At 51.2% G+C, this 12,915-nt stretch carries 9 protein-coding genes and 1 pseudogene; all 10 read right to left on the bottom strand.

Annotation, left to right across the window (positions count from 1 at the left end):
- Window positions 1-47: 47 nt before the first annotated feature.
- On the bottom strand, window positions 48-2,153 hold the full coding sequence (locus tag XI25_RS11175; protein ID WP_046678651.1) for a putative bifunctional diguanylate cyclase/phosphodiesterase: 2,106 nt from the start codon (window positions 2,151-2,153) through the stop codon (window positions 48-50).
- 291 nt (window positions 2,154-2,444) lie between these two features.
- Window positions 2,445-3,403: pseudogene (locus tag XI25_RS11170) on the bottom strand (aldolase catalytic domain-containing protein).
- Window positions 3,404-3,513: 110 nt separating this feature from the next.
- Window positions 3,514-5,019 carry a leucyl aminopeptidase gene (locus XI25_RS11165; protein WP_046678650.1) on the bottom strand — a complete coding sequence of 502 codons (1,506 nt, stop codon included), beginning with the start codon at window positions 5,017-5,019 and terminating at the stop codon, window positions 3,514-3,516.
- A gap of 142 nt (window positions 5,020-5,161) precedes the next feature.
- Entirely contained in the window at window positions 5,162-6,277 is a 1,116-nt protein-coding gene (locus tag XI25_RS11160; RefSeq protein WP_046678649.1) for an ATP-binding protein, read from the bottom strand.
- 321 nt (window positions 6,278-6,598) lie between these two features.
- Window positions 6,599-7,006, bottom strand: coding sequence for a hypothetical protein (locus XI25_RS11155; RefSeq protein WP_046678648.1), 408 nt, complete (start codon window positions 7,004-7,006; stop codon window positions 6,599-6,601).
- A 326-nt stretch (window positions 7,007-7,332) separates the two neighbouring features.
- Entirely contained in the window at window positions 7,333-7,872 is a 540-nt protein-coding gene (locus XI25_RS11150; protein WP_046678647.1) for a peroxiredoxin, read from the bottom strand.
- A gap of 188 nt (window positions 7,873-8,060) precedes the next feature.
- Window positions 8,061-9,140 (bottom strand): 3-isopropylmalate dehydrogenase, encoded by a 1,080-nt coding sequence (gene leuB, locus XI25_RS11145; protein WP_046678646.1) that lies wholly within the window; start codon window positions 9,138-9,140, stop codon window positions 8,061-8,063.
- Between the two features lie 370 nt (window positions 9,141-9,510).
- Window positions 9,511-10,503 carry a ketol-acid reductoisomerase gene (gene ilvC / locus XI25_RS11140; protein WP_046678645.1) on the bottom strand — a complete coding sequence of 331 codons (993 nt, stop codon included), beginning with the start codon at window positions 10,501-10,503 and terminating at the stop codon, window positions 9,511-9,513.
- A 146-nt stretch (window positions 10,504-10,649) separates the two neighbouring features.
- Complete coding sequence (gene ilvN / locus XI25_RS11135; protein ID WP_046678644.1) at window positions 10,650-11,141, bottom strand: acetolactate synthase small subunit; 492 nt, start codon at window positions 11,139-11,141, stop codon at window positions 10,650-10,652.
- 1 nt (window position 11,142) lies between these two features.
- A complete protein-coding gene (gene ilvB / locus XI25_RS11130; protein WP_046678643.1) occupies window positions 11,143-12,885 on the bottom strand; it encodes a biosynthetic-type acetolactate synthase large subunit in 1,743 nt (580 codons plus the stop codon).
- Window positions 12,886-12,915: the final 30 nt, after the last annotated feature.

Here is a 12,915-nt window from a genome sequence, read left to right as displayed (position 1 = left end):
GGTATTTTCATACAATAGTCCGCCTGAGGGGACAAGGAGCCCCTCAGCTAGCAGACCAAAAACGTTCTTTCAAAATCGAGTGCCCGAACGGGCCGGCTGAAATAATATCCTTGCCCTTCATGGCACTGCTGTTTGCGCAGGAAGCTCAACTGGTCTTCCGTTTCGACCCCTTCGGCCGTAACTTTCAGCTTCAGATGATGGGCCATCGTGGCAATGGTAGAAACGATTGCCGCATTGTTGTTATCCTGCAAAACTTCGTTGATGAACGCTCTGTCGATTTTGAGCCTGTCGATCGGCAAGTTTTTCAAATAATGCAGGGAACTGTACCCTGTCCCAAAATCATCGATGCTGATGTTGACTCCAAGCCGTTTCAGGCTGTGGAGCTGGCCAAGGGCAGCCTCCTTATCCAACGTCATGGATTCCGTAATCTCAAGCTCCACATATTTCGGTTCAAGTCCGATCTCATTCAATACGGCCTCCACCCGATCCGGCAGATTCGTCTGGATAAACTGGCCCATGGAAAGGTTAACGGAAACACAGATGGGCCGGTATCCCGCCTTCTGCCACTGCTTGTTCTGCTTGCAGGCCTGACGCAGCACCCATTCCCCCAGTTGGACGATAAAGCCGCTCTCTTCGGCAACCGGAATGAATTCTCCCGGGTAAACGATTCCCCGCTCCGGATGGTTCCAGCGCACGAGCGCTTCCATCCCTACCGTCTGCCCGCTATCCAAATGGACCAGAGGCTGGTATTCGAGAAAAAATTCATTCCGCTCCAGACCGCGCCGCATTTCGGACTCCAGAACAAGCCGATTTTGGGCCTTCTGCTGCATGGATGGCAGGTATCGCTGGATGCTGCTCTGTTGGCCTTTCGCATCATGCACCGCAGTATCCGCATTTTGGACAAGCCGATCCGCCGTCAATCCATCCTCCGGATAAACGGCAAATCCCGCCGACAGAGACAAATGGTATTCCCGCGTACCGAAAGCCAGCGGTTCTTGAAATAAATCGATATAGCGGCCGATTCGGCTACGGATTTCTTCAAGCTCCAGTTTGTCCGGAAGGATAATCGCGAACTCGTCGCCTCCCATGCTGAATACCTCTTCTCCTTTATCGGCGGCTTCCCGGGTTATCCGCTCGGACGCAAGTTTTAAAATCCGGTCGCCCGCATGGCGCCCCAATGATTCATTAATCATCTTAAAGCGGTTAAAATTCAGCACAATAACAGCCGGTTCCGCTTCCGGACCGTCCGATTGAAGCAAGTCCTCCAGGCGCTGTACAAGTTTCCTTAGATTCGGAAGGCCCGTCAAGTCATCGTGATAGGCTAAATAACTGATCTGGGCTTCAGCTTGGCGCCGTTCTTCCAAAGGATCCTGTATCGTCAGCCGATAGCTTCCCCGGAGAACGAAATAAGACCCGATACAGCCGAAGGCAAGCCCTAAGAGGTGGTACGAGTCAGTTACATATGACGATTCGGCAAACAGGAACTGGCCCACGGCAAAAAACAGCAGCCCCCGTACGATGATCAGCAAGGCTGGCGGCTTCTCGATTCTTCCTTTATATAGGATTGTCGCGGCGGCAACCAGAAAAACGGCCATGATCCCGATATCGATTCCCGACTTCATGGGAGTCAGGCCATTTTCATCCGACAGCACCGGCAGTTCTTGGCCGCCTGAAAAAAACAGCGTCAGGACGGAAACGGTAATCGTCACTCCTGCAGCCAGCAAAACGGTTTTAAACCGTCTGTCCACCGCCCCGTCCCGAAAACCGAATATCAGCAGAATACCGCCGGAAGCTAGGATTTTGGACAGCACGAGCAACCATAAAGATTCGTTCAGTGACAGGGTATTCCAAAAAAGCGGAAAGCCGACCGCTCCCATCATATGCAGCAGATCGAATACGAGCATGCTTAAGAACAGCATGCCTGTATACAGCCTTTGACGCGAAAGCTGGCTGGAGAAGTAAATCCACCCTTGCGTAAAAATCGAAAAGCCGATCGAAGCACTGGCAACACCCGCGAGCAAATACAGGGAAGCAAATTCGTTCCATCCTTGAAACCGGTATGCCGAATCACGAAACATATGAATCAGGAGGACTGCAAAGACAGCTGTGGTACCCGTTCTCACGGTCTTTCTCTCTTCTACGTTATTTAGCATGTAAGCTGTACCTCCATCATATCTGCAAGCAGCATAATGACTACTAAATATTGGATTCCACGCCAAAAGTAATTTTCCTGCTGCATTTTTGCGCAAAATGTCTTTTATATGACATCCTTCGACACATTGTCATTGTTTTTCACCCTGCCTGGTGCGCATTGATACGTTACCCCTGTCTATTTTATCCCTTACTTACTATCGGTTTTTTGACGGACCTATATAAATTCCTAAACGAAAAAAAAGCACTTTTCTCTTCCAAAGAAAAGTGCTTTTTTGGTACGTATCAGCAGATTATTTCTTATTGAATGATACTTCCGGCGTGGTCAGCTTGTCATAAAAATCAACGGCTTTGTCCTTATCCTCCGAGGCGCGCAGCGCCATCGCGGAACGAGGATGCTCATCCAGGGTTCCCGTGATCATATATGGAATGAGGTAGCCCCATTCTTCTTTTTCACGCAGCGGGATCATAAAACGTTCAATAATGTCCAGTACGGGACGAAGCTCGTATTTTGTGCCTTTCAAATGGGTAACCAGCAATTCCGTCGGACAGTTCCCGGCAGCGCGTCCCATCCCGTAAACGGAGGCATCCAGCAGTTCTACGCCATTCTCGGCAGCCACCAGCGTATTCGAAAATGCCAGCTGCATGTTGTTATGCGTATGGACGCCAAGACGCTTGTTCGGTAGGTGCGTTTTGAATTTATCGACCAGGTAGAGGATGTCTTTATGATCCAAACTTCCGTAGGATCCACGATATACACCACGTCGACGACGCTCTCCTTGATCATCTCGAACGCCTCGAGCAGCTCGTGCTCCATCACGTTGGACAAAGCCATAATATTGATCGTCGTCTCGTACCCACGGTTATGGAAGGTTTGAACAAGCTCCAACGCTTTATCTACATCCTTGATATAGCAGGCAACGCGGATCAAGTCCAACAAACTTTCCTCGCGCGGCAAAATGTCTTCTTCATCGACGCGGCCGATATCGACAAGGGCCGACAGTTTGGTTTTTCCTTTTTGCGGAATGACTTCGCGCAGGAAGTCGTCGTTCAGGAAGCGCCATGGACCCGCCTGGTCTGCCCCTTTCAGCAGTTTGGGGGAGTTTTTATAGCCGATTTCCATATAGTCCACGCCCGCCTCATTCAGGCCGGCATATAAATTCTGCACAAACTCCACGCTAAAATCCCAATTGTTGACTAACCCGCCGTCGCGGATCGTGCAATCCACGATTTTGGTTCGACTGCTTTTCATCCAAGCAAACTCCCTTCACTCAAGTTTTTCTCTTCATCATACTTTAGCACCTGCCGAAAAGTAAAGAAAAAAGTCCGCAAATGCGGACTTTGTCAGATCATTCGAACGTTTTATTCCTGGGTCAGAATCCAATCGGCGATGGTGCGGACCATAACCCCCGTCGCTCCTTTGGGATCGACGCCTCTCTCTTTCGGCAAAAACGCAGTTCCGGCGATATCAAAATGCACCCATGGCAGGCCGTCGGCAAACGTGCCGATGAATAATCCCGCAGTGATGGAGCCCCCCAAACGTCCGGTGGAGTTTTTTACATCGGCCACATCGCTTTTCAGCATATCCCAAAACTCCGGATACGAAGGAAGAGGCCATACCTTCTCGCCTGCCCGCCGCGAAGAGGAAACCAGTTCCTGCAGGAAAGTTTCGTCGTTCGTCACGGCTCCCGTCGCAACATTCCCCAGCGCGACCAATACCGCTCCCGTCAGCGTGGCGACATCAATAATCCGCGAAGCCCCAAGCTCTTTGGCGTAAGTTACCCCGTCAGCCAAAACAACCCGGCCTTCCGCGTCGGTGTTCAGGATTTCAATCGTGCGGCCGCTTAAAGTCGTGATCACGTCGCCGGGTTTGACGGCATTGCCGTTCGGCATGTTTTCAGCCGCCGGAATGACCATGACCACATTCAATTTGGGACGAAGCCGTCCCAGGGCTTCCATTACGCCAAGAACGGTGGCGGCACCGCCCATGTCGCTGATCATTTCCTCCATCCCTGCCGCTTTTTTCAAGGATATTCCGCCGGTATCAAACGTTATGCCTTTGCCGACCAAGCCGATTACATGGTCCCAATGGTCGGTTCCCTGGTATTTAATCACGATCATCCGGGGAGGATTGACGCTCCCTTTGCCGACGGCAAGAAGCCCGCCCATTCCCTGTTCCGCGATTTGTTCCTCATTCAGGACATAACCTTCCATGCCGTGACGTTCGGCAACAGACATAGCCGCTTGGGCCAGGTCATCGGGAACGAGCAAGTTCCCCGGCAGATTGGTCAGATCTCGTGCAAGGCAGGTCGCCTCCGCTACGGCTTGCCCCCGGGCGATACCGCGCTCCCATGCCTCGTTAAATTCGTTATCCTTGAGCTCTTCCTCCACGAAGAAGCGAACCTCTTGAAGACCGTTCTTTTCCGTCTGCTCCCTCTTGTACTGCTTTGCCCGATAGCTTCCAAGAAGAAAGCCTTCGGCCAGCGCCTGAGCCGCTTCTTCAACATCCTGCTCCACGGTAAACTGCATCATCGTTACCGGGACCTCCAGCGAAACGCTTTTCGCGCCGATTTTGACAGCCGCTTTTGCCGAATGGGCGGCCGCGAGCCGCAGCTGTTCCGAGGTCATGGGGCCTTCGGTGCGTCCAGTCAAAATCAGCATCCGGAAGCCACCGTCCGTTGGAACGGGAAGCGTATATGTACGCTCCGGGGCACCCTGGAACAAACCTTTTTCATTCAATTCCTTCAAAAACACATCCCACTGCGGAGATGCGCCTCCTTCTTTCATCTGCTGCTTTGTCACGAGCACTACATGTGCGTCGCTGTCCGCCTGATCATGCGTGATTCCGCTTTTCAAAGTCCATTGCATAGCTGATCCTCCATCCTGTCATCCGTTATGAATAATGTTTGGCTGTATCCATATCATAGCTTTCAAATATTGTATCACAAACCAAAAAGGAAAAGCCTGGTCCCCCCCGAACGGCCTTTCCTTGAATTTTCATCGTTAAAGACTATCCATCCACGATTGGAAGCGTTATCATAAACTCTGTCCCGGCCCCTGCCTGGCTCTCCACCGCAATTACGCCCCCGTGATTTTTGATAATCCGGTAGCTGACCGACAGACCCAGACCCGTCCCGCCTTCTTTGGTCGTAAAAAACGGATTGAACAGGTGATTCATTGTATGCTGGTCCATGCCGCCGCCGTTATCCGAAATTATAATGCTTACATGCTTTTCATTGCGTTTGGAGCTGATCTCGATCAACCCCGTACCTTGGTCACCCTGTTTTTGATCGATCGCATCCAACGCGTTTTTGATCAGGTTCAGGATAACCTGTTTGATCTGCTTAACGTCCACTGAAATGTAAGTCTGCATCCGCTCATCTTCATGCAGCAAAATCTGGCAGCCTTTCATTAACGCTTCGCTCTCCGTCAGAAGCGCAACTTCCTTCAACAGGGAATTCACCGGTATCACCGTGGTCTGCGGCGCTGACGGCTTGGAGGAATTCAAAAACTCATATATGATATCGTTCGCCCGGTCGATTTCCGTCAAAATAATACGCGCATACTCATCCTTTCCAAGGCTCATGAGATGCGGCCGGAGAAGCTGGATAAATCCCCGGATGGAAGTGAGCGGATTTCGGATTTCATGGGCGATGGAAGCAGAAATTTTGCCCAGCATGGCCAGCTTGTCATTCTGATAAGCCGTCTGCTCGATTTGTTTGAAATCCGAAACATCTTTCACGCTGATCAGGAAATCGCCTTCCATTTGATCCCCGTACGTCATCGTAACCAACCATGAACGTCCGTATTCGTCCAGCAGTTCATGGAATCTTTTACGGTGAAAGATCGTTTCCCGAAATATGCGCAGTATTTTCTTTTTCTTGAACCGGGTGAGCTGGGGATGACGCAGCAACTGGGTCAACGTACAGCCTGCAAGCGATTTTCTGGGTACGCCCAACAGCTTGGCCATCTGTACATTAACAAACGCCAACACTCCGTCACTATCAAAAAGGATGATCCCGCTGTCGAGATTCTCCAAAATATTCTCGTACTTGTTTTTTACAAGTTGATTGGAATGAAACGACTGCATTTCCTGCAGCTCGGTTTCTCGGATTTCACTCAACAAGATGGCTCCCCCTTTTCTCCATAAGATGAACTTGCCAAACAAGCCTCATGCAGACAACAGACAGACCGATTCGCGTCCTTAGTGGTCTCCCATTCCAGAATTTACTGTTTTCTCCATGATAGTCAGCTTGGTAGAGAAACGTCAATCAGAGATACTGTCGAAATAGATCAGATCTTCGCATATGCGTAATCAACGTTGACTTTTAGGCAGCAAAAAAACGCGTTCAGCATGGCATCTTATGAAAATGGTTGCATCATCCGTAGAGCATACCCCATAGAGCTGATTACATAAAAAGCCCCCGTAAGGAGGCTTATCATGATGTTACGCTTTTTGCTGCAGCCGGAGTCGACGCTGACTCATCACTGCGAGTCTCCTTTTTAATTCGCTCTGCCATTTTTCATCGTTCATCCATTTGGCTACAGCCAACAGATCGAGCGACATATCGATCTGGCTCTGAACGACCTCCAGCGCGTCCTCGGACTCTCGGTTCACGACATTTTCAAAGATGGTTTCTTCATCTTCCATCACGTAATCCTGAAAATCCACATGCGATGCACCGTCGCCGTGAGCGTATTCCGCCAAAATTTCATATTCGTTCTCAACCCGATGATGAACTTCCACCCGATGGCAAACCGGACAAAACAACAGGGGAACATTATGCACCTGAGTTCGATAATGCTTCAATGTACCTTTTGTTCCCAGCATACTTGCCCCGCAGCAAAAACTCATATCGTTCACCCTCCCCTGATTTCCCATCGCTTCTTGTCATTGTATTCGCTTTCACGGGCCCTGATTCCTTCAAGTTTTTAATAGTTTTCGGGAAATTGGGTCATACGTCCCGAGCAAAGTCATTAAGCCCTACGTTTATATGCTATATATCAACCTCTATAAGCATCCTTAAACGTCGATAAAACTGAAAATGCCTAACGGCATCTCTCACAACATGTCCCGTTTCAAGGAAGTTTATTCTAGTATTTTGAAAAAACCCCCACACCTGTGAAGAATGCGACAGGAAATGGGGGCTACTTCAAATACTCTAAATTGTCCTGGATACCTTACAGGTTTTTGTCACCCGGTTTCCAGTTCATCGGGCACAATCCGCCGGATTGCAGAGCTTGAAGAACACGAAGTGTTTCTTCCACGCTGCGACCAACGTCATTGTGGTTTACAACTTGATATTTCAGTTCGCCTTCCGGATCGATAATGAACAGGCCGCGCAGAGCCACGCCCTCTTCTTCGATCAGTACGCCGTAGTCTCTTGCCACGTTTTTCGTAATGTCGGAAGCCAGCGGGAAATTCAAAGTTCCCAGTCCGTTAGCTTCCTTGGAAGCGTTGATCCAAGCTTTGTGGCTGTGCACGGAATCGATGCTCACGCCAAGCACTTCGGTGTCCAATGCTTTGAATTGGTCATATGCATCGCTTAATGCCGTAATTTCGGTAGGGCATACAAACGTGAAATCAAGCGGATAGAAGAAAAATACAAGCCATTTTCCGCGGTAGTCGGACAGGCTGACTTTGCCGAAATCATTACCGTCGCCGGATACCATTTCCATCGTGAAATCCGGAGCTGCTTTACCAACCAAACGTTCTGCCATGATTAATATCCTCCTTCATTATGTAAGAAAATTTAAATATTTTCTTATAGAATGCAGAATAAATGTTCCGGTGAACATTTTCTAAAATGATGTTATCATTGAGGCTTGGCAAAGTCAAGATTATATAAGTTATTTTATTATAATAATTCTAAATAAGAAGATTATTTGAATTTTCTCGTTCCTAGAATCTATTTCCGGATGGCTTTGGCGATCAAATCCCCCATTTGGGAAGTGTTCAGCGCCTTGCTTTTATCCACCGCAATGTCAGCGGTACGATGGCCGGCATCCAGTACCTCGGCCACTGCCCGTTCAATGGCGTCGGCCGCTTCGGCATAGCCGAACGTCAAGCGGTACATCAGAGCGACGGACAGGATCGTCGCGATCGGATTCGCCAATCCCTGTCCCGCAATATCGGGAGCGGAGCCGTGAACCGGCTCGTACAGCCCGTAGCTTCCTTCGCCCATCGACGCCGAGGCAAGCATTCCGATGGAACCGGTCAGCATGGCCGCCTCATCGCTCAAAATATCGCCGAACATGTTTTCCGTCACGATAACATCAAAGCTTGACGGGCGGCGAAGCAGCTGCATCGCACAGTTGTCCACAAGCACATGCTCAAGCTCGACATCCGGATATTCAGGAGCGATCCGGTTTACCGTTTCGCGCCACAGGCGGGAGGTTTCGAGCACGTTGGCTTTGTCGACGGAGGCCAGTTTTTTACGGCGCTTTTGGGCGATTTCGAAGGCTTGGCGCACGATGCGCTCGACTTCCGAAGTGTTGTATACACAGGTGTCAACCGCTTCCTCGCCGCCTGCCCCTTCGCGTCTGAACTTCTCTCCGAAGTAAATGCCGCCGGTCAGCTCGCGCACAACCATCAAATCCGTTCCTTCCAGAACCTCCGGCTTCAACGTGGAAGCATCCTTCAGACAATCGAAAATGACGGCCGGACGAAGGTTGGAGAACAGCCCGAGCTCTTTACGGATGCCAAGCAGCCCGGTTTCCGGCCGAAGCTCCTTGGGATTGTTATCCCACTTCGGGCCGCCTACCGCACCAAGCAGGACGGCATCCGCATTTTTGCACACGTTCAGCGTTTCCTGCGGAAGCGGCGTGCCTTTCTCGTCTATGGCAATCCCCCCGAAGAGCGCATGTTCCGTCGTAAAGGAATAGCCGAATACCTCTTCCGTCCGTTTGATGATTTTTTCCGCCTCGGCCACTACCTCCGGTCCGATTCCGTCCCCCGCGATGACCGCGATTTTCTTAGTTTCTGCCATGGTTATCCACTCCTTATTTTTATGTGCGTCGTCCGTATAATCCTAATTACTGTTGTAACATACATCAGGTAAGTTGACCAAGATATAGAATCTATGGACTTAATAAGTTTCACCTATAAGAGGTTGTTCAAAAAAAACCGATGTTCCGGAACGCCTAAAGCTCGCCTTGGGGCCAGGGGGCAATATAGGCAAAAAACAGGCGCCTGTTCCTAACTCCTAACAGGGCCTGTTTTTATAAAACCGTTATTGTATTTACAGACCGACGCGGTCACGGCGCCCGAATGTCTTGCGTTTCTCGATCAGCTGGTTCACCGCGTCCGCAGATCTGTCCCATACCGCCGGCAGATTGTTATTTATCCATTATACGTGATTATTTCTTGATCCAATGCATCATTTCACGCAGTTGCGCACCGACGACTTCTACCGGATGCTCAGCTTCGTTGCGGCGGGTAGCCGTCAGGAACGCGCGGTTGGATTGGTTCTCCAGGATAAAGTCGCGGGCGAATTTGCCCTGCTGGATGTCGGAGAGAACGGCCTTCATCGCTTTTTTCGTTTCTTCGGTAACGATGCGAGGACCGGTTACGTAGTCGCCGTACTCGGCCGTGTTGCTGATGGAGTCGCGCATGGAGGCAAGTCCGCCTTCATAAATCATGTCAACGATCAGCTTCAGTTCATGCAGACATTCGAAGTACGCCATTTCCGGAGCATATCCGGCTTCGGTCAAGGTTTCGAAACCGGCTTTGATCAACGCGGATACGCCGCCGCAAAGTACGGCTTGCTCACCGAACAGGTCGGTTTCGGTTTCTTCGCGGAACGAGGTTTCGATAACGCCCGCACGCGTGCAGCCGATGCCCTTCGCATAAGCCAATCCGATTTCTTTGGCTTGTCCGGTTGCATCCTTCTCGATGGCGATCAATCCTGGAACGCCGAAGCCTTCAACGTACGTACGGCGGACCATGTGGCCCGGGGATTTAGGAGCTACGAGCAGAACGTCGTTTTCTTTTGGAGCAACGATTTGCCCGAAATGCACGTTAAATCCATGGGAGAACATCAGCGCTGCGCCTTTTTTCAGGTTTGGCTCGATGTCGTTTTTGTACACGGCTGCCTGCGTTTCGTCCGGCATCAGGATTTGCACCACGTCCGCCTGCTTTACCGCTTCGGCTACGGAGTACACTTCAAAACCGTCGTTCTTCGCATTGTCGAAGGATCTGCCTTCACGAAGACCGATAACGACCCGAAGGCCGCTGTCGCGCAGGTTTTGCGCTTGGGCATGTCCCTGGCTGCCGTAACCGATGATGGCGATCGTTTTGCCTTTCAGTACGCTAAGTTCTGCATCTTGCTCATAGTAAGTAGTAACTGCCATTTTAAAAATCCTCCTTTAATTTAAGCCCCTTCATGAATGAGCGGGTATTTCAACCGACCCGGTTATCGCCCGGTCTCCTGAAACACCCGCTCATTGAAATCCGGAAGCAGGTGTCTCATTTTGGTCGTTAGGAATAGAATGAAATGTTAAGCATTGCCTCGAATCATTGCGGTGACGCCGGTTCGGGTAAGCTCTTGGATGCCGTATGGCTTGAGCAGTTCGATCATGGCATCGATTTTCCCCGTGTCGCCGACGACTTGAACCATCATGCTTGATGCCCCGATGTCCACGACCGAAGCGCGGAACGTTTCGACAACGCCCAGGATTTCCGGGCGGGCCGAAGGTTCGGCCTTCACCTTGATCAGGGCGAGCTCTCTCGCCACCATCGGCTTGGAGCTCAGGTTGATGACTTTGATGACATCGATCAGCTTGTAAAGCTGCTTCTCGATTTGCTCCAAGGTTGTGTCATCTCCCGTCGTTACGATGACCATCCGGGACAATCCGGCTTCCTCGGATTGCCCCACGGTGATGCTCTCAATGTTAAATCCTCTCCGGCCGAACAGACCGGCGACCCGCTGGAGTACGCCAGGCTGATCGTTTACGAGTACAGCAATGGTATTGTGTTTTAAACTCGTCATCTTACGCATCTCCCATCAGCATTTGGTCGATTGTGGATCCTTGAGTGACCATCGGATATACGTTTTCGCCTTTTTCAACCACGAAATCGATGAGCACAGGACCGGGGGTTTCCAGCGCCTCGGCCCAAGCGCGGCGCGCTTCTTCTTTCGTTGTCGCCCGCAATCCCTTGACGCCGTATGCTTCAGCAAGTTTTACGAAGTCCGGGCTTCCCGCCAGGTCGATATGGCTGTAGCGGTTATCATAGATTAGCTCCTGCCACTGGCGAACCATGCCAAGCACCTGGTTGTTAATGACAACGATTTTGACCGGAATGTTGTTTATGGCGCAGATCGCAAGCTCCTGCGAGCACATCTGCATGCCCCCGTCGCCGTTTATCGAGATAACTAATCGGTCCGGGTGCGCCATTTGGGCACCGATCGCCGACGGGAATCCGAAACCCATCGTTCCCAGACCGCCGGAGGTGATCCAAGACCGCGGCTGGTTGAACTTGTAATACTGGGCCGCCCACATTTGGTGCTGACCGACGTCCGTGGTTACGATCGCTTCGCCTTCCGTCGTTTCGTTCAGCATTTCGATGACCCATTGAGGCTTCAAAACTTCATTCGAATCGTTGTACTTGTACGGATATTCCGCTTTCCACTTCCGAATCTGATCTCTCCACGCATCCGCTCTCGCTGCTGCGGGGACATCCGGGTTTATCATTTCCAGCACCGTCTTCACATCTCCGACAATCGGAATGTCGGTTGGAACGTTTTTGCCGATTTCGGCCGGATCGATATCGATGTGGACGATTTTGGCGTTCGGCGCAAAACCGTTAAGGTTGCCGGTTACCCGGTCATCGAATCTGGCGCCGATATTGATCAGCAAGTCGCTTTGTTGGATGGCGTTGTTCGAAGTATACGTTCCGTGCATGCCCGGCATCCCCGTCCACAGATCATGGCCGCTCGGGAATGCGCCGAGTCCGAGAAGCGTCGTTGTGATCGGGATTTGCGTCCGGTTCACGAATTCGTACAACGCTTCGTGCGCTCCCGAGTAGATCACGCCGCCGCCCGCAAGGATCATCGGACGCTCGGCATCTTCGATGGCCCGGCACAGCTTATCAAGCTGCATCCGGTTCGGCACCGTCCGGGGATTGTATCCTCTAAGGTGAACGCTCTCTCCCGGCTGGAACAACGCCTTCGCCGCGGATACGTCTTTCGGAATATCGATCAGGACGGGACCTTTGCGGCCGGTCGATGCGATGTGAAAGGCTTCGTGGATGACCCGCGGCAGATCCTCTACATCGCGGACTAGGTAACTGTGCTTGGTGATCGGCATCGTGATGCCGGTAATATCGGCTTCCTGGAACGCATCCGTACCGATCAGGGTCGTGGCTACGTTGCCGGTAATGACTACCATGGGAACCGAGTCCATATAAGCGGTGGCAATGCCGGTTACCAGGTTGGTCGCCCCCGGGCCCGACGTTGCAATGCAAACGCCGACCTTGCCGCTTGCCCGGGCATATCCGTCAGCCGCATGGATCGCACCCTGCTCGTGACGCGTCAATACATGTTTGAAATCTTCAAATCCATACATGGCATCGTAAATGTACAGCACGGCTCCTCCCGGATAGCCGAACACGCACTCGACACCTTCCAAAAGTAGGCTCCGAAGCAAAATTTCCGATCCGGTAATCACTTCGGGCTTCATCCATTTCTCTCGTAATTGTTCTGTAGACCGCACTTCTGGAGTTTGCGCGCTCATCAGTCATCCTCCTCTCAAAAATTGGCTGCT

The sequence above is a fragment of the Paenibacillus sp. DMB20 genome, from assembly GCF_000987955.1.
Taxonomy (GTDB): Bacteria; Bacillota; Bacilli; order Paenibacillales; family Paenibacillaceae; genus Paenibacillus_AQ.
The sequence above is the reverse complement of the archived record's forward strand: the minus strand, read 5'-3'. Positions and strand labels throughout refer to the sequence as shown.

Excerpts from the sequence above, each read along its gene's own strand:
- XI25_RS11175 (WP_046678651.1), bottom strand. The coding sequence starts at position 2,153 with ATGCTAAATAACGTAGAAGAGAGAAAGACCGTGAGAACGGGTACCACA.
- XI25_RS11165 (WP_046678650.1), bottom strand. The coding sequence starts at position 5,019 with ATGCAATGGACTTTGAAAAGCGGAATCACGCATGATCAGGCGGACAGC.
- XI25_RS11155 (WP_046678648.1), bottom strand. The coding sequence starts at position 7,006 with ATGAGTTTTTGCTGCGGGGCAAGTATGCTGGGAACAAAAGGTACATTG.
- XI25_RS11150 (WP_046678647.1), bottom strand. The coding sequence starts at position 7,872 with ATGGCAGAACGTTTGGTTGGTAAAGCAGCTCCGGATTTCACGATGGAA.
- leuB (WP_046678646.1), bottom strand. The coding sequence starts at position 9,140 with ATGGCAGAAACTAAGAAAATCGCGGTCATCGCGGGGGACGGAATCGGA.
- ilvC (WP_046678645.1), bottom strand. The coding sequence starts at position 10,503 with ATGGCAGTTACTACTTACTATGAGCAAGATGCAGAACTTAGCGTACTG.
- ilvN (WP_046678644.1), bottom strand. The coding sequence starts at position 11,141 with ATGACGAGTTTAAAACACAATACCATTGCTGTACTCGTAAACGATCAG.
- ilvB (WP_046678643.1), bottom strand. The coding sequence starts at position 12,885 with ATGAGCGCGCAAACTCCAGAAGTGCGGTCTACAGAACAATTACGAGAG.